14 protein-coding genes are annotated in these 14,870 nt (G+C 67.4%); 5 read left to right on the plus strand and 9 right to left on the minus strand.

The window, feature by feature from the left end; all coding sequences use genetic code 11:
* Positions 1 to 129 precede the first annotated feature (129 nt).
* The 4 genes from V5G24_RS03495 to V5G24_RS03510 are packed head-to-tail and all read left to right on the plus strand — an operon-like array spanning position 130 to position 2,895.
* Positions 130 to 765: a DUF1285 domain-containing protein gene (locus tag V5G24_RS03495; RefSeq protein WP_394079596.1), complete on the plus strand. Its 636-nt coding sequence runs from the start codon at positions 130 to 132 to the stop codon at positions 763 to 765.
* Positions 762 to 1,421 (plus strand): CoA pyrophosphatase, encoded by a 660-nt coding sequence (locus V5G24_RS03500; RefSeq protein WP_394079598.1) that lies wholly within the window; start codon positions 762 to 764, stop codon positions 1,419 to 1,421. The genes V5G24_RS03495 and V5G24_RS03500 overlap by 4 nt, the downstream gene beginning before the upstream one ends.
* A complete protein-coding gene (locus tag V5G24_RS03505; RefSeq protein WP_394079600.1) occupies positions 1,421 to 1,681 on the plus strand; it encodes a DUF6111 family protein in 261 nt (86 codons plus the stop codon). Before V5G24_RS03500 ends, V5G24_RS03505 begins: the two co-directional genes overlap by 1 nt.
* Positions 1,678 to 2,895 (plus strand): CCA tRNA nucleotidyltransferase, encoded by a 1,218-nt coding sequence (locus V5G24_RS03510; protein ID WP_394079602.1) that lies wholly within the window; start codon positions 1,678 to 1,680, stop codon positions 2,893 to 2,895. Before V5G24_RS03505 ends, V5G24_RS03510 begins: the two co-directional genes overlap by 4 nt.
* Positions 2,896 to 3,050: 155 nt before the next feature.
* On the opposite strand, the gene V5G24_RS03515 is transcribed toward V5G24_RS03510, so the two are convergent.
* Complete coding sequence (locus V5G24_RS03515; RefSeq protein WP_394079604.1) at positions 3,051 to 3,263, minus strand: DUF2158 domain-containing protein; 213 nt, start codon at positions 3,261 to 3,263, stop codon at positions 3,051 to 3,053.
* An 89-nt stretch (positions 3,264 to 3,352) separates the two neighbouring features.
* On the minus strand, positions 3,353 to 4,237 hold the full coding sequence (hemF, locus tag V5G24_RS03520) for an oxygen-dependent coproporphyrinogen oxidase (RefSeq protein ID WP_394079606.1): 885 nt from the start codon (positions 4,235 to 4,237) through the stop codon (positions 3,353 to 3,355).
* On the opposite strand from hemF, the gene V5G24_RS03525 reads away from it, so the two are divergent.
* Complete coding sequence (locus tag V5G24_RS03525) at positions 4,236 to 5,591, plus strand: hypothetical protein (protein ID WP_394079608.1); 1,356 nt, start codon at positions 4,236 to 4,238, stop codon at positions 5,589 to 5,591. The two genes, hemF and V5G24_RS03525, sit on opposite strands and share 2 nt — an antisense overlap.
* Here V5G24_RS03525 and V5G24_RS03530 read toward each other — a convergent pair.
* The 7 genes from V5G24_RS03530 to V5G24_RS03560 all read right to left on the minus strand — a co-directional run bounded on the left by V5G24_RS03530 (position 5,578) and on the right by V5G24_RS03560 (position 14,855).
* Positions 5,578 to 6,468, minus strand: coding sequence for a LysR family transcriptional regulator (locus tag V5G24_RS03530; RefSeq protein WP_394079610.1), 891 nt, complete (start codon positions 6,466 to 6,468; stop codon positions 5,578 to 5,580). The genes V5G24_RS03525 and V5G24_RS03530 overlap by 14 nt on opposite strands.
* A 64-nt stretch (positions 6,469 to 6,532) precedes the next feature.
* Complete coding sequence (locus tag V5G24_RS03535) at positions 6,533 to 8,134, minus strand: GMC family oxidoreductase (RefSeq protein WP_394079612.1); 1,602 nt, start codon at positions 8,132 to 8,134, stop codon at positions 6,533 to 6,535.
* Between the two features lie 47 nt (positions 8,135 to 8,181).
* Positions 8,182 to 9,591 (minus strand): FAD-binding oxidoreductase, encoded by a 1,410-nt coding sequence (locus V5G24_RS03540; protein ID WP_394079614.1) that lies wholly within the window; start codon positions 9,589 to 9,591, stop codon positions 8,182 to 8,184.
* Positions 9,588 to 11,795, minus strand: a complete 2,208-nt coding sequence (locus V5G24_RS03545; RefSeq protein ID WP_394079616.1) for an alpha-ketoacid dehydrogenase subunit alpha/beta — start codon at positions 11,793 to 11,795, stop codon at positions 9,588 to 9,590. Before V5G24_RS03545 ends, V5G24_RS03540 begins: the two co-directional genes overlap by 4 nt.
* A gap of 51 nt (positions 11,796 to 11,846) precedes the next feature.
* On the minus strand, positions 11,847 to 12,626 hold the full coding sequence (locus V5G24_RS03550) for an SDR family NAD(P)-dependent oxidoreductase (RefSeq protein ID WP_394079618.1): 780 nt from the start codon (positions 12,624 to 12,626) through the stop codon (positions 11,847 to 11,849).
* Complete coding sequence (locus tag V5G24_RS03555; RefSeq protein ID WP_394079620.1) at positions 12,623 to 13,420, minus strand: shikimate dehydrogenase family protein; 798 nt, start codon at positions 13,418 to 13,420, stop codon at positions 12,623 to 12,625. The genes V5G24_RS03550 and V5G24_RS03555 overlap by 4 nt, the downstream gene beginning before the upstream one ends.
* A gap of 1 nt (position 13,421) precedes the next feature.
* Entirely contained in the window at positions 13,422 to 14,855 is a 1,434-nt protein-coding gene (locus V5G24_RS03560) for an aldehyde dehydrogenase family protein (protein ID WP_394079622.1), read from the minus strand.
* Positions 14,856 to 14,870 lie beyond the last annotated feature (15 nt).

Here is a 14,870-nt window from a genome sequence, read left to right on the forward strand (position 1 = left end):
GCAAATCCACCTTCCCGACGCTAAAGTTCGCGGAGGCCGGAACGACCAGCTTACGATATGTTTGCGCCGCGTCGAACCACAGCTTCGCATACGCACAAGTTCGCATGCTCAACTCATCGCGAGGAGCCCATGACAGACAGCCGCGATGCAGCGCCAAAAGTGCCCGCGCAGGCAGCGCCCGGCGGAACGGGGCGGCTCGATGCCCTGATGGCGGCGGCCTCCGCTGCCGGCGGGCGCGGCCCGGCGCCGCTGGAGCGCTGGAATCCGCCCGATTGCGGCGACATCGATATGCGCATCGCTGCCGACGGCACCTGGTTCTATGCCGGTACCCCGATCGGCCGGCCCGCCCTCGTGCGGCTGTTCGCCTCCGTGCTGACGCGGGAGGACGGGCGCTTCATGCTGAAGACGCCGGCGGAAAAGGTGGGGCTCATTGTCGAGGATGCCCCGTTCCTCGCGGTGGATTTCGCGGAAGAAGAGACGCAGGCGGGCAAGGTACTGGTGTTCCGCACCAATCTGGACGACATCGTGCGCTGCGGCCCCGGCCATGATTTGCGCTTCGCACCGGGGGCAGGGGTTGGCGAAGTGCGGCCCTACCTCCATGTACGCCACGGGCTGGAGGCGCGCCTCACCCGCGCCGCGTTCGTGGATCTGGTGGAGCGGGGCGAGGTGCGGGAGCTTGAGGGCGTGCCCATGTTCGGGATCGCCTCCGGCGGCTGCTTCTATCCCATGATGGCGGCGGACGAATTGGACCGGGCCTCGACATGACGGAGCTGCTGAAGACGCGCATGGACACGTTCGACGATTTCGCCGCCCGGGCCCGGACCCGACTGCGAGCGGCACCGCCGCCGCCCTTTTCCCCCGAAAGCGCGGCCGGCCTCAATGGGGATCACGCGCTCGCCACCGATCCGGCCACCCTGCTGCCGCAGCGCGCGCCGCGCCATGCCGCCGTGCTGGTGCCCATCGTCGCCCGCGCCGAGCCGACGGTATTGCTGACCTTGCGCTCGTCTCACCTCTCCCACCACCCCGGCCAGATCGCCTTTCCCGGCGGGCGGGTGGACCCCGAGGACAAGGACGAGGTGGCGGCCGCCCTGCGCGAAGCCAATGAGGAAGTGGGCATCGCGGCGCATTTCATCGAGCCTTTGGGCTTTCTCGACGGCTATCTCTCCAGCACCGGATTCTGGATCGCGCCCGTGGTGGCGCGTCTCGATCCCGATTATGGGATGAGGCTCAATCCCGGCGAGGTGCAGGAGGCGTTCGAAGTGCCGCTCGCCTTCCTCATGACGCCCGCGAACCATCTGCGGCAGTCCGGCGAGCGCAACGGCGTGCTGCGCCATTTCTACGCCATGCCCTATCGCGAGCGCTTCATCTGGGGCGCCACGGCGGGAATCCTGCGCAATCTCTACGATCGGGTTTATGGTTGATGCTGCGCACCCTCCTCATCGAAGGCGGCCTGTTCCTCACGCCGTTCGTTCTTTACGCCTTGCTGCTGCTGGTGACGCGGGGGTCCATTCTGCCGGCGGAATGGTCGCCGCGCATGATGGGGGTGCTGTCGGTGATCGCGATCGTGCTGATGGCGCTCGGCCTGCTGGCCTTCGAGCACGGGCGCGGCGCGCCGCCGGGCACCCGCTATATTCCCGCCGAGGTGAAGGATGGGGTGCTCGTTCCGGGCCGCTTCGAATGAGCGCGCCTTCGCTCGCTGATGCTCCCTGGTTCACGGCCGCGCCGCTGCGCCGGGTACTCGGCGCCCTGGATGGCGCGGGCGAGGAGACGCGGGTCGTCGGCGGGGCGGTGCGCAATGCCCTGCTGGGGCGGCCGGTGAGCGAAGTGGATCTCGCCACCACCGCCGTGCCGGAAGAGACCATGCGGCGCGCACGCGCGGCCGGGCTGAAGGCGGTGCCCACCGGCCTTGCCCACGGCACGGTGACCGTGATCGCTGACGGCACGCCGTTCGAGGTGACCACACTGCGCGAGGACATCGAGACCGACGGGCGCCACGCGCAGGTGCGTTTCGGCCGCGACTGGATGGCGGATGCCGCGCGGCGCGACTTCACCATGAACGCGCTTTATGCCGACGCGCAGGGCCGGGTGATCGACCTCGTGGGCGGCCTTGCCGATCTGCGTGCCGGGCGGGTGCGCTTCATCGGGGATGCGCAAACGCGCATTCGCGAAGACCATCTGCGCATCATGCGCCTGTTCCGCTTCCATGCCGCCTATGGGCGCGGCCCAATGGATGCAGCCGCGCTTTCCGCCGCCATCTGCCTGCGGGCCGGCATCCTGCGCCTGTCGCGCGAGCGGGTGGGGAGTGAATTGCTCAAGCTCCTGGTCGTGCAAGGCGCCGCGCCCACCGTGCGGCTGATGGGCGAGACCGGATTTTTGCCCACAATCCTGGGCGGCGTGCCGGATCTGATCTCCTTCGAACGCCTCGCTGCATTGGACGTTGCCCTTGGCCTGCCGCCCGATGCCGTGCGCCGGCTCGGCGTTTTGGCCGTGCGCATCCTGGAAGATGCGGAGCGGTTGCGCGAGGGGCTGCGCCTGTCCAACGCGGCGTTCAAGCGGCTCCAGGGCATGGCGGGCGCGGGGCGCGGGGCGATGGATGCGCGGCAGGCCCGCGCGGCGATCTATCGGTTCGGGCGCGCGGCGTTCGAGGATCGGCTTCTGGTTGGCGCGGCGCGCGGCGCTCGGGGAGGCGACGAGGTGGCGCGGCTGCTGGCGCTGGCCCGCGCCTGGCCGGTGCCGGCCGCGCCGTTCTGCGCCGCCGATCTCATCGCCGAGGGGCTCAAGCCGGGCCCGGCGCTCGGGGCTGCGCTGGCGCGCATGGAGGAGGCCTGGATCGCAGCGGATTTTCCAGCCGACGCGCAGAGCCTGCGTGCGATCGCGGCGCTGGCGCGACCCTGAAACGCAAAAGGCCCTTCCGGGGAAGGGCCTTCGATGTCGAACAGGTCGAGATGTCCAATACGCCTAGATGTCGAACGCCGCGCCGTGTTGAAACGCGCGACGTCTCGCAACGGGCGCGCGACGCGACCTGCCGGGCGGAGAGCCCGAGGCGAAGATCAGTCTTCCTCGTCTTCTTCTTCGTCTTCGTCGAGGTCGAATTCCTCGATCTCCAGCGCGTCGAGGGCGATAGCCGGAAGCTTCTGGGTGCGGAATTCGACCACTTCCTCGGCGAACCACAACACTTCGACGATCTCGCCTTCAACGGCGATAACGGTCAAGGCCGGGCTGCCGGACTTGAGTTGAACGATTTCACCGGGCGCGAAGGCCATTGCAGCATCTCCTCAACAGATGCTTCCGCCTAAACGGCTTCTATGACAGTGCCATCACACGGCTGGGGCGAAGCGGTACAAAGCGCAATTTAGGGCCATTTTACCTCCGGCGGCATGGAGGAGAGGATGGAGGCGACATTGCCGCCGGTCTTCAGGCCGAAGATGGTGCCCCGGTCATAAAGCAGGTTGAATTCCACATAGCGCCCGCGCCGCACCAACTGTTCCTCGCGGTCGTCCTTGGTCCAGGGCGTTTGGAAATTGGCGCGCACGAGGCGGGGATAGATGTCCAGGAAGGCGCGGCCGACATCCTGCGTGAAGGCGAAATCGGCATTGAAATCGCCGCTGTCCAGCCAATCGTAGAAAATGCCGCCGATCCCGCGCGGCTCGTTGCGGTGCTTGAGGAAGAAATACTCCTCGCACCACGCCTTCAGCCGGGCGTAGTCCGCCACGGCATGCGGCGCGCACGCGGCCTCCATCGCCGCATGGAAGGCGACGGTATCGGGATCGTCCTGGGTGCGGCGGCGGTCCAGCACCGGGGTGAGGTCCGCGCCGCCGCCGAACCAGCTCTTGGTGGTGACGACGAAGCGCGTGTTCATGTGCACGGCCGGCACATGGGGGTTCGTCATGTGCGCGATCAGCGAGATGCCCGAGGCCCAGAAGCGCGGGTCTTCCGCCGCGCCGGGGATCTGGGCGCGGAACTCGGGGGCGAATTCCCCGAACACGGTGGAGGTGTGCACGCCGACCTTTTCGAACAGGCGCCCGCGCATCATCGCCATGGTGCCGCCGCCGCCCGGCGCGCCGCTATGGTCGGTGCGGTTCCAGGGCGAGCGCTCGAAGGTCGCGGCTGGGCCGGCATAGAGCGCGGCGGGCGCCTCGTTCTCCAACGCCTCGAAGGCGGAGATGATGCGGCCCTGCAAATCTTCGAACCAAGCGCGGGCGCGGGCTTTGCGGTCCTCGATATCGGATGGGAGCATGAATGATCCTTACGCGGCGACGCCCCGTTCTGCGCCACCGCCGCCGCAAGTTCAACGCGCTGCCGCAGGTCCAGGCCGCGGGGGAGCGGTTTTGCCGCGTTGGCGCTTATGGTATCTGCCTTACTCGGAAGGCGGGGCGACCATGCGAGTGTATCCGGGGCCGGCCGCGATGATGCGGTCGTTGCAGCGTGTGGACGTGGGCGATGTTCCTGTGTTTTTTGGAACAGCGTTCATTTTTTTCATCATCATGCTTTTCAGGATCAATATCTATTTGGCCCAGCCCAGTTTTTGGGCCGAGGATTTGCCGATTTTCTGGTTTCATGCTTATCGGGACCCGTTTTACGAGCCTTTCCTCATTCCATATTCCGGCTATCTCAATTTCGCTCCTCGGTTGATTGCCGCCCTGGCGGAATTTTTTTCCTATAAGGTTCATCCGGCCTTTTATGTTTATGCCAGCGTCCTGATGTCGGCATGGACGGCGGCCGTCCTTTCTGTGTCGTCGGGGGCGCGCGCGCAGGGCGTCATCTTCGGCTTGCTTCTGGCCTTGGTCCCCCATTCCGGGGAGGTGTGGGCGACCCCGGCCAATCTGCAATGGGTCATGGCGTGTGCCTTGCCGGTGCTGGCGCTCGGACCCGTCCCGTCATCGCGGTTCGCCAGGGGCAACCAGCTCGCTTTTGTGCTTGCGACAGCGCTGACTGGCCCGTTCATGATCGTGTCCGCGCCGCTCTGGGTTTATCGCGCCGCGCGCGCCTTTCGCACCCGCGACGGGTTCGGCGCAATCTTGGTGGCGATCGCCTTGTGCGGCGCCTTGGTTCAACTTCATTTCATCGCAAATCAGGTCGTAACCGTCTCTTCGGCTGGGGAGAGTCATCTTGTCAGAACCTTCATCCAGATTTTATTGCGCTGGATTGAGCCGGTTTCCCGTGAAATTGGCGCTTTGAGCATTGCTTTTTGCGCTCTCATGATTTTGGGATTGTTTTACGGCCATCAAAGGGTGCTTCGAGCAGGATTCATTTTCCTGATATTTGCTATTTTTACATCTGTTTTATACAAATTCAAAAATACGTATGATGCGTTCATCGGATTGAATGGGGATCGTTATTTTTATATTCCAGCGGTGCTTGCGGCTTTCTGTCTTTCGTCCCTGATATTCGATGATGTAAATCGCTGGGTGAAGGCGATTGCCGCGATGCTGCTTGTGCGCATGCTGTTTTTGGCAGCGGAGATACCCATTCTCCCGCGCGAGCCTGTTTCCTTCGCCCGCGACTGGCGCGGCTATGCCCATCTCATCGGCCGCCAGGACATATTGGTGACGTTCCCGCCGCAATGGCAGTTTCTCATCAAGGCGAAATAGCGGGCGGCGCCTGCGTCGGTCCCGTCACCGCCGTCCACAAGGCTTCGACGGCAGCATTCTGGCGCGCGCGGGGGCGGAACAGGCGGATGTCCATGGCCACCTGATCGTCCGCGCTGCCGGCGCGGGCGAGGCGCTCGGCTTCCAGATCGGCGGCGACGAGGCTGAGCGGAACCCAGGCGATGCCGCGCCCATCCCGCGCGAGGGTGGCGAGCACGCCCGCCAGATGGGAGGTGAAGGCGGGTTCCCTGCCATCGCCGCGCGCAACGCCAGAGGCGGCAAGAATGCGTCCCATGCCCGACGTCGGGGCATAGGCGAGATAGGGCCCGCCCACTCGCACCCGCGCCGGCGTGCCCACGGGCACCAGCCGATCTTCGCCGATGGTCGTGGAGAGAAACGCCGGCTCTTCCAGCCGCGTGCGCGCGGCGGGATGATGGTGGCACAACAGCAGATGGGCCTTGCCCTCCACCATCAGGTTTTCGCAGGCGACCATATGGTCGGCGGTGAGTTCGAACGTGGCCGGGGAATCAAGCCGCGCTTCCAGGTCGCGCAGCCAGGGTGGGAAAAAGGTGAGCGAAAGCACGTGGGTGGCGGCGAAGCGGATGGTCGCGCCGCTCGCCTGGGCGGCGAGGAGCGCCTCATGCCGGCCTTGGTGGAGCCGCCGCAGCGTTTCTTCCGCCACCGGGCGCAGACGCTCCCCCGCCGCCGTCAGGCGTACCGAATGGGTGGTGCGCTCGATCAGCGGCACGCCCACCCAGTCCTCCAGCGCGCGGATGCGCCGGCTGAAGGCGGATTGGCTGACGGCGCGCTTGTGCGCCGCGCGGGAAAAGCCGCCTTCGTCCAGCAGCGCCAGGAAATCTTCGAGCCAGATCGTGTCCATGCCGCACCGGGGTCACTCAGAGGTCACCCTAGCGATGAGGACGCCGCTGCTCAATCAGGCCGGCTCACCCCTTTGCGTCGGCCTTGATGAGGTCGGCGGCCTTTTCCGCGATCATCATCACGGCCGCCTGGGTATTGGCCGAGACGATGGTGGGCATGATGGCGGCATCCACCACCCGAAGGCCGTCGAGCCCGTGCACCTTGAGGCGCGGATCCACCACGGCGGCGGGGCCGGTGCCCATCGCGCAGGTGCCGATGGGGTGATAGATGGTCTGCCCCGTGGCTCGGGCGAAATCCAGCCATTGCGCGTCGCTCTGCACGTCCGGGCCGGGGTTCATCTCATAGGCGCGATACGGGTCCATGGCCGTCTGCCCGATGATGGCGCGGGCGATCTTCATGCCGCCGACGAGGCTGTCGCAATCCTCCTGCACCGCCAGGAAGTTCGGGCGGATGGAGGGCTGGGCGAACGGGTCGGCCGATTTCACATGGATCGAGCCGATGGATTGCGGGCGCAATTGGGTGACGCCGATGGTCATGCCCGGCAGATGGTCCAGCGCCCGGTCGGCGGCGTTGGCATAGCTCGCGTGCATGAAGAAATACTGGATGTCGGGGGTTTCCAGCTCCGGCCGGGTCTTCACGAAGCCATGGGCGAGCCCGGTGCCGAGGGTGAGGATGCCGGTGCGGGTGAGGAAATATTGCGCCACCGCGCGGGCCAGCTTCAGGCCGCGCGTCTGCTCGTTGAGGGTGATGGGCAACTTCACCCGCCAGTTCATGCGGGTGGCGAAATGGTCGCGGTAATTATTGCCGACGCCGTTCAGCGCATGAAACACCGGCAGGCCAGCGGCGGCGAGCGTGTCGGGATGGCCGATGCCGGACAATTCCAGCAATTGCGGCGATTGTACCGCGCCGGCGGTGAGGAGGATTTCGCCGCGCGCCCGTGCCACTAGATCCTTGCCGCCGCGCCGATAGCGCACGCCGCTGGCGCGGCGGCCCTCGAATTCCAGCTTTAGCGCATGGGCGTGGGTGATGACCTTCAGGTTCGGCCGGCCCAGCGCCGGGCGCAGATAGGCGTCCACCACGGTCCAGCGTCGGCCGTCCTTCTGGTTGACCTGATAATAGCCGAAGCCGGCCTGGTCGGGGCCGTTATAGTCCGGGTTTCGGGCATATCCGGCTTCCTCGGCGGCGGCGATGAAGGCTTCCGAGAGCACCGGCCGCTCCGCCACCCGCACCACGTTCAGCGGACCGGAGGTGCCGCGCGAGGGGTCGGCGTCCGGCGCGACGAAGGTCTCCATTTTCTGGAAATAGGGCAGTACGTCGGCGGCGCTCCAGCCGGTCGCGCCGCGCTGGGCCCAGCCGTCGTAATCCTGCGGCTGGCCGCGCACATAGATCATGCCGTTGATGAGCGTGGAGCCGCCGAGACCCTTGCCGCGCGGCACCACGATCTCGCGATTTCCGGTGTTCTCTTCCTTCTCGGTGGTGAAGCGCCAGTTGAACGCGGCACCGCTGAGAAGCTTGGAGAACCCGGCGGGGATGGGGATCCAGAAGCCGTTGTCCGGCCCTCCCGCCTCAAGCAGCAGCACGCTGTGCCTGGGGTCTTCCGAGAGGCGCGCGGCGAGGATGCACCCGGCGGTGCCGCCTCCGACGATGATATAGTCGAACGTTTCCATGCCATCCCCCCTTCGGGGTCTCTTCTTGCTGGCCGACCCGTCCGCGCTCAGGGCGCGCGGACGGGCAGGACCTTTCCGGGATTGAGCCGCTGATGCGGATCGAGGGCGGCCTTGAGGGTCGCGCAGAGCGCCGTCTCTTCCGCCGAGCGGCGGCGCAACAGCTCCTCCACCCGATATTGGCCGATGCCGTGCTCGGCCGAAATGGAGCCGCCGAAGCTGGCCACCACGTCGTGCACGAGGCGGTTGATGGCGGCGCCGTCGTGGCTTGAATCCACCAGCACGTTGTAGTGCAGGTTGCCGTCGCCCACATGGCCGAACACGTTCGCCCGCGCCCCCGGCGCCCCTGCCGCCAGCGCGGCGTCGGCGGCATGGAGAAAGGCGGGAATGTCGGTGGTGGGCACGCTCACGTCGTGCTTCAGGCTCTTACCCTCGCGCGCCTCGCCTTCGGAGATGTGCTCGCGCAGGGCCCAGAGCTGGGCCGCCTGGGCGCCGGATTCTGCCACCACCCCGTCGAGCGCGATCTCCTGTTCTAGGGCCGCGGAAAGCGCAGCCTCCGCCGCTTCGCGCAGGCCGGTCAGGCTCGCGCCGGCATCGATCAGCACGAACCAGTCGCCGGCGGCGATCGGCGGCGTCAGCCCGGCGTGGCGGCGCACCAGATCGAACGATTGGGCGGAGATCAGCTCGAAGGCGGAGATGGAATCGCCCAGTTCGTCCTGCGCCAGTTTCAACAAGTGCAAAGCGGCGGCGGGGGAGGGGACGCTCAGCAGCGCCGTCACGGTGTGCCTCGGGCGCGGCACGAGGCGCAGGATGGCGGCGGTGACGATGCCGAGCGTGCCTTCGCTGCCGATGAAGATCTGCTTCCAGTCGTAGCCGGCATTGTCCTTGCGCAGGCGCCGCATGCCGTTGACGATGGTGCCGTCTGCCAACACCACTTCCAGGCCCAGCACCAGCGCGCGCGTCATGCCGTAGCGCAGCACGTTCACCCCGCCGGCATTGGTGGAGACGATGCCGCCGATGGTGGCGGAGCCCTCCGCCGCGAGGCTCACCGGCAGCAGGCGGCCGGCATCAGCGGCGGCGTCCTGCGCCACCTTGAGGATGCAGCCGGCTTCCGCCTCGATCGTCATGCCGATGGGGTCGAGGGTGCGCACGGCAGTCATGCGGGTGAGCGACAGCACGACTTGCGCGCCCGAATTGTCGGGCACTGCGCCGGCCGCAAGGCCGGTATTGCCGCCCTGGGGCACGATCGCCGCCCCCGCCTCGGCGCAGGCGCGCACGATCTGGGAGACCTCGGCGGTGGACGCGGGGCGGACCACGCATAACGGCTTGCCCGGGAATTGCCGGCGCCAGTCGATGGCGTAGAGTTCCATGTCGGCTTCGCCGGTGATGAGCCCGGCGGGGCCGACGATCTGCGAAAGGCGCGTCAGCAGCGCGGCGTGGGTGTCGTTCGCGTTGCTCATGATGCGGCCTGCGCCAATGTTGCGGAGGCTAGCGGCGTGCCGCGCGCGGCCATGGTCACGGCCAGCCCGTCCATCACTTCCGGCGTACCCGCATAGGCGGCGCGCTCCAGCACCTTGGAGATGGTGGGCGAGGCCTCCTTGCCGGTGACGCGCTGGATCGGCTGGTCGAGCCAATCCATGAAGCGGCGCTGGATCTCATCGGCGAGGAAGCTGCCGTAGGAGGTGCCCACCGCGCCCTGCTCGACGATCAGCACATTATTGGTCTTGCGGATGCTCTCGCCGATCGTGTCCCAATCCAGCGAGGCGCGGTCGAGGGTGCGCAGGTCGATGATCTCGGCATCGACGCCGAGCTGCTCGACCGCTTCCTGGCTGCGCGCCACCATGGCCGAATAGGTGAGGATGGTGAGGTCGTTGCCGGCCCGCACCACCCGTGCCGAGCCGAGCGGGATGATGTAGTCGAGGTCATCGGCCGGGATCGTGCCCATGGTTTGGTAGAGGTCCACATGCTCGATGACGAGCACGGGATCGTTGCAGGCCAGCGCCGCATTCATCAGGCCCACATAGTCGAACGGGGTCGAGGGGGCGACGATGCGCCAGCCGGGCGAGGTGGCGAACACGCCCGCCGGGTCCAGCGAATGCTGGGAGCCGTAGCCGGTGCCCATGGCGATCTTGGTGCGCAGCACCAGCGGCACGTCCACGTCGGCGCCGAACATGTGGCGCGCCTTGCCGATCTGGTTGAACACCTGGTCGGCGGCGACCCACATGAAGTCGGGATACATGAATTCGATGATCGGCCGGTAGCGTCCGTCCATGGCAAGCCCTCCTGCGAGGCCGGCGAATGCGCCCTCGCTGATGGGGGTGCCGAATACACGGCCGGGAAAGGCGGCGGCAAGGCCGCGTGTGGCGCCATTGGTGCCGCCCTTCAGGCGATGGATGTCCTCACCCATGATCACCAGCTTCTCGTCGGTCTCGAAACGGCGGTGGAGCACGTCGGCGATGGCGTCCACGAACTTGCGCGCGGTGGTGACGCCGGTGAAGGTCGAAGCCTCTTCCGTGCGCTTGCCCTTCAGCTCGGACAGGTCGCCGCGAATGCCGGTATCCACGAAGCCGACATCCGGCCAAAGCGCGGGCCGTATCCGGCGCCGGTTGCCGTCGGGCTCCACCAAGCGGGCAGCGATCTCGCCCATCAGTGCCTTGCAGCGCTCACGCAGCGACTCCAGATCGCCTTGGCTCAGGGCCCCCTGCTTCACAAGCGCGCGGCCGGTGCGGTCGATGGGATCGCGGGCCCGCCAGGAGGCTTCCTCCTCCTTGGTGCGATAGCCGAAGGCCGAGCCGGGCAGCGGGCCGTTCTGGTGGAAATAGCGATAGACCTCGGCCTCGATCACGGTGGGACCTTGGCCCGAGCGCATGACGGCAAGGGCTTCCTGGGTCGCGAGATGGACCGCCAGCGGGTCCATGCCGTCCACCCGCCAGGAGGGAATGCCGAAGCCCGGGCCGCGGCCGGAGAGACGCGGGTCGCGCGTCGCTTCCGCAACCGTGGTCGCGACCGCATAGCCGTTGTTCTCGATGAAGAACATCAGCGGCAAATTCCAGGCGGCGGCGAGGTTCATGGTCTCCAGCACGGCGCCGATGTTCACCGCGCCGTCGCCGAAATAGGTGATGGCGACGTCGCCCGTGCCGGCGAGCTTATGGGCCATGGCCGCGCCCGCCGCGAGCGGCACGCCGCCGCCGACGATGGCATTGGTGCCGATGGCGCCGGCTTCCCCCCAGCGCAGGTGCATGGAGCCGCCGCGCCCGTGGCCGAAGCCGGGCTCAAGCCCGAGGATCTCCGCCAGCGATTGGTAGAGCAGCGGCTCGGTGCCGTCGGGGAAATCCGCCTTCGGGTCGATGCCGGGGGCGATATAAGCGAGGGCTTTCGCGAGGAATTGGTGATGGCCGCGATGGGAGCCGTTCACCTGGTCGCCCGGCCGCAGCCCGACGATGGAGCCGGCGGCGCCGCCTTCCTGGCCGACCGAGGAATGGGCGGGACCGTGCACGAGGCCTTCGCCCGCCAGCTCCAGAACCGTTTCCTCGAAGGCGCGGATGAGGTTCATCTGGGTGAGGAGTTCGCCCAGAAGCTTCGGGTCCGCCTGCTGCCAGTCGGCTTCCGTGGTGCGCAGCTCGATCCAGGGTGCCGCTGCCTGCAGCGCGATGCGGTCCGCCATAATCATTCTCCCAAAGACCGGCGGGTCAGGCCGCTCTTTTCGTGCAAATCTTCAGAGATAGCCGTAGGCCGCCCAGCCGCCATCGACGCCGAGCACCTGCCCGGTGATGGCGCTTGCGTGGTCGCTGGCGAGGAACACCGCCGCCTGCGCCACTTCCTCGGGCGTGATCAGCCGGCCGATGGGGGTGCGCTTTTCCAGGCGCTCGAGGTCGAGCCGGCCGCGCGCGGCGAGATCGTCCAGGAACGGCGTGCGCACATAGCCGGGGGCGATGGCGTTCACGCGCACGCCGCGCGCCGCCCATTCCACCGCCAGCGCCTTGGCCATCATCACCACGCCCGCCTTGGAGACGCAGTAGCCGATGCGTTCCGGCGCGGCGACGACACCATACATGGAGGCCATGAGCAGGATCGCGCCGCGCCCGCGCTCCAGCATTCGTCGGCCGGCTTCCTGCGCGGTGAGGAAGACGCCGGTGAGATTGATGTCCATCACCCGCTGCCAGTCGGCGTCGGTGACGTCCAGCGTCGGTTGGTTCGACGAGATGCCGGCATTGGCGAGCGCAATGTCGAGCCCGCCGAAATCCTCCGCCGCATCACAGGCGCGGGCCACGTCGGCGCGGCTGGTGACGGAGCCGGAAACCGCGATGGTCTCGCCAAGCTCGGCCGCGACGTCGGCGGACTTCGGATCGGGATCGAGCAGCACGAGGCGCGCGCCCTGGGCCCGCAGTGCCCGGCTGATCGCAAGGCCGATGCCCGAGGCGCCGCCGGTCACCAGGGCGCAGCGGTCCTTCAGCAGGCCGGCGGCGGGAAGCGTGGGGGAGGGGAGTGCTCTCACGGCTCCATTCCGACGAATTTCGCCATCAGCGCGAGCTGGCAATCCAGCATGGGCTGGCCCGGCTGAATGCGGCAGCCGCGCGCCTGTGCCGCCGCCAGCAGCGCGGTGGTGACGGGCTGCATGATGATCTCGGCGACGATCTGGTCGGCGCTGAGACACGCCACGTCCAGGGGCAGCGGGTCACCCTCCTTCAGGCCCAGCGAAGTGGCGTTCACCACCAGGTCATGGCCGGAGGGATCGGGCGTGCCGATGTCCACCTGCAGGTTCGGGAACGGGCCGGCGAGCCGTCCCGCGAGATCTTCCGCCTTGGCGCGCGTGCGGTTGGCGATGGTCAGGCGCGAGATGCCGGCCTGCGCCAGCGCGAAGGCGATGGCATTGGCGGCACCGCCGGCACCGGCCAAATAGGCGCTACGCCCTTCGGGTTCGATGCCGTTCTGCCGGAGGCCGGCGACGAAGCCGTGGCCGTCCAGCATCTCGCCCACCAACCGCCCGTCCGCCTCGCGACGGATGGTGTTGACGGCGCCGATGAGGCGTGCGCTTTCGCTCACCTCGTCGCACAGATCCACCATGGCGGTTTTGTGCGGCACGGTGACGATGAGCCCGCCGAGATTGCGCAGCAGCTTGAGCCCGCCGACCACGGCGGCAAGGTCTTCGGCGCGCGCGTGCAGGGGCACCAGCACGCCGTCATAGCCGACCCGCCGCATCAGGGCGTTGAGCGCCTGGGGGGTTTTCACCTGCTGGATGGGGTCGGCCAGGATGCCGAAAAGGCGCGTGTATCCGGTGATTTGCGTCATCTCATCCCGCCAGCGTGTAGGCGGTCTTCACCGCGGTATAGAATTCGCGGGCATAGGCGCCCTGCTCGCGCGGACCGTAGGACGAGCCCTTCCGGCCGCCGAACGGGGCGTGATAATCCACGCCCGCCGTGGCGAGGTTCACCATCACCATGCCGGCCTGGGAGCGGCGGCGGAAATCGCTCGCATGCTTGAGCGAGGTGGTGCAGATGCCGGAGGAGAGGCCGAATTCGGTGTCGTTCGCGACGGCCAGCGCTTCCTCATAGTCGCGCACGCGGATCACGCTCGCGACCGGGCCAAAGATCTCCTCGCGGTTGATGCGCATGGCATTGTCGGTCTCGGTCATCAGCGCCGGGGCCATGTAATAGCCCGGCGTGCCGCGCTCCAGGCGTTCGCCGCCGATCACCTTGGCGCCTTCCTGTTTGCCGATGCCGATATAGTCGAGATCCTGGTCGAGCTGGTCCTGGCTCACCACCGGGCCGATGTCGGTGCCGGCTTTCAGCGCATCGTCCACCTTCAGGCCGGCGAGGCGCTCGGACAAAGCGGCGACGAAGCGGTCGTGGATCTCGCTCTCAACGATCAGGCGCGAAGAGGCGGTGCAGCGCTGGCCGGTGGAATAGAAGGCGCCGTTCACCGCGGCTTCCACGGCGGTCTTCAGGTCCGCGTCGTCCAACACCACGAGCGGGTTCTTGCCGCCCATCTCCAGCTGGAACTTGGCGCCGCGCGCGACCAGATCGCCGGCGATGCGCCGCCCCACCGGCACCGAGCCGGTGAAGGAGACCGCGCGCACCTTGGGCGAATTCACCAGCGCGTTGCCCACCTGCGAGCCCGGCCCCATCACCAGGTTGAACACGCCTTCCGGCAGGCCGGAGCGGGCGATGATTTCCGCAAGCGCCCAGGCCGAACCGGGCACGAGTTCCGCCGGCTTGAACACCACGCAATTGCCGTAGGCGAGCGCGGGCGCGATCTTCCAGGCGGGAATGGCGATGGGGAAGTTCCAGGGCGTGATCAGCCCGACCACGCCTTCCGGCTCGCGGGTGATCTCCACTTCCACGCCCGGCCGCACCGAGGCGAGCTTGTCGCCGGTGAGGCGCAGGGCCTCGCCGGAGAAGAATTTGAATACGCGGCCCGCGCGCGTGGCTTCGCCGATGCCTTCGGCCAGCGTCTTGCCTTCCTCGCGCGACAGCAGGGTGCCGAGTTCTTCCTTGCGGGCGAGGATTTCCGTGCCGATGCGATCGAGCGCGTCGGCACGCAGTTCGGGGCTCGCGGCCGCCCAAGCCGGGAAGGCGGTGAAGGCGGCGTCGATCGCCGCCTGCGCCTGCGCGGCGTCGGCGAGCGCGTATTCGCCCACGAGGTCGTCGAGATTGGAGGGGTTGATGTTGCGGTTGACCCGCGTGCCTTCGACCCAGTCGCCGGCGATGAAGTTCTTATGCAGCATGGCAAAGATTCCGAA

It is taken from the genome of Roseixanthobacter finlandensis, from assembly GCF_043195105.2.
Lineage (GTDB): Bacteria > Pseudomonadota > Alphaproteobacteria > Rhizobiales > Xanthobacteraceae > NCEH01.

What these genes read in the sequence shown, in the direction of transcription:
- V5G24_RS03555 (WP_394079620.1), bottom strand. Translation starts at nt 13,420, where the DNA reads ATGACGCAAATCACCGGATACACGCGCCTTTTCGGCATCCTGGCCGAC.
- V5G24_RS03495 (WP_394079596.1), top strand. Translation starts at nt 130, where the DNA reads ATGACAGACAGCCGCGATGCAGCGCCAAAAGTGCCCGCGCAGGCAGCG.
- V5G24_RS03505 (WP_394079600.1), top strand. Translation starts at nt 1,421, where the DNA reads ATGCTGCGCACCCTCCTCATCGAAGGCGGCCTGTTCCTCACGCCGTTC.
- V5G24_RS03540 (WP_394079614.1), bottom strand. Translation starts at nt 9,591, where the DNA reads ATGAGCAACGCGAACGACACCCACGCCGCGCTGCTGACGCGCCTTTCG.
- V5G24_RS03545 (WP_394079616.1), bottom strand. Translation starts at nt 11,795, where the DNA reads ATGGCGGACCGCATCGCGCTGCAGGCAGCGGCACCCTGGATCGAGCTG.
- hemF (WP_394079606.1), bottom strand. Translation starts at nt 4,237, where the DNA reads ATGCTCCCATCCGATATCGAGGACCGCAAAGCCCGCGCCCGCGCTTGG.
- V5G24_RS03560 (WP_394079622.1), bottom strand. Translation starts at nt 14,855, where the DNA reads ATGCTGCATAAGAACTTCATCGCCGGCGACTGGGTCGAAGGCACGCGG.
- V5G24_RS03530 (WP_394079610.1), bottom strand. Translation starts at nt 6,468, where the DNA reads ATGGACACGATCTGGCTCGAAGATTTCCTGGCGCTGCTGGACGAAGGC.
- V5G24_RS03515 (WP_394079604.1), bottom strand. Translation starts at nt 3,263, where the DNA reads ATGGCCTTCGCGCCCGGTGAAATCGTTCAACTCAAGTCCGGCAGCCCG.
- V5G24_RS03525 (WP_394079608.1), top strand. Translation starts at nt 4,236, where the DNA reads ATGAATGATCCTTACGCGGCGACGCCCCGTTCTGCGCCACCGCCGCCG.
- V5G24_RS03500 (WP_394079598.1), top strand. Translation starts at nt 762, where the DNA reads ATGACGGAGCTGCTGAAGACGCGCATGGACACGTTCGACGATTTCGCC.
- V5G24_RS03535 (WP_394079612.1), bottom strand. Translation starts at nt 8,134, where the DNA reads ATGGAAACGTTCGACTATATCATCGTCGGAGGCGGCACCGCCGGGTGC.
- V5G24_RS03510 (WP_394079602.1), top strand. Translation starts at nt 1,678, where the DNA reads ATGAGCGCGCCTTCGCTCGCTGATGCTCCCTGGTTCACGGCCGCGCCG.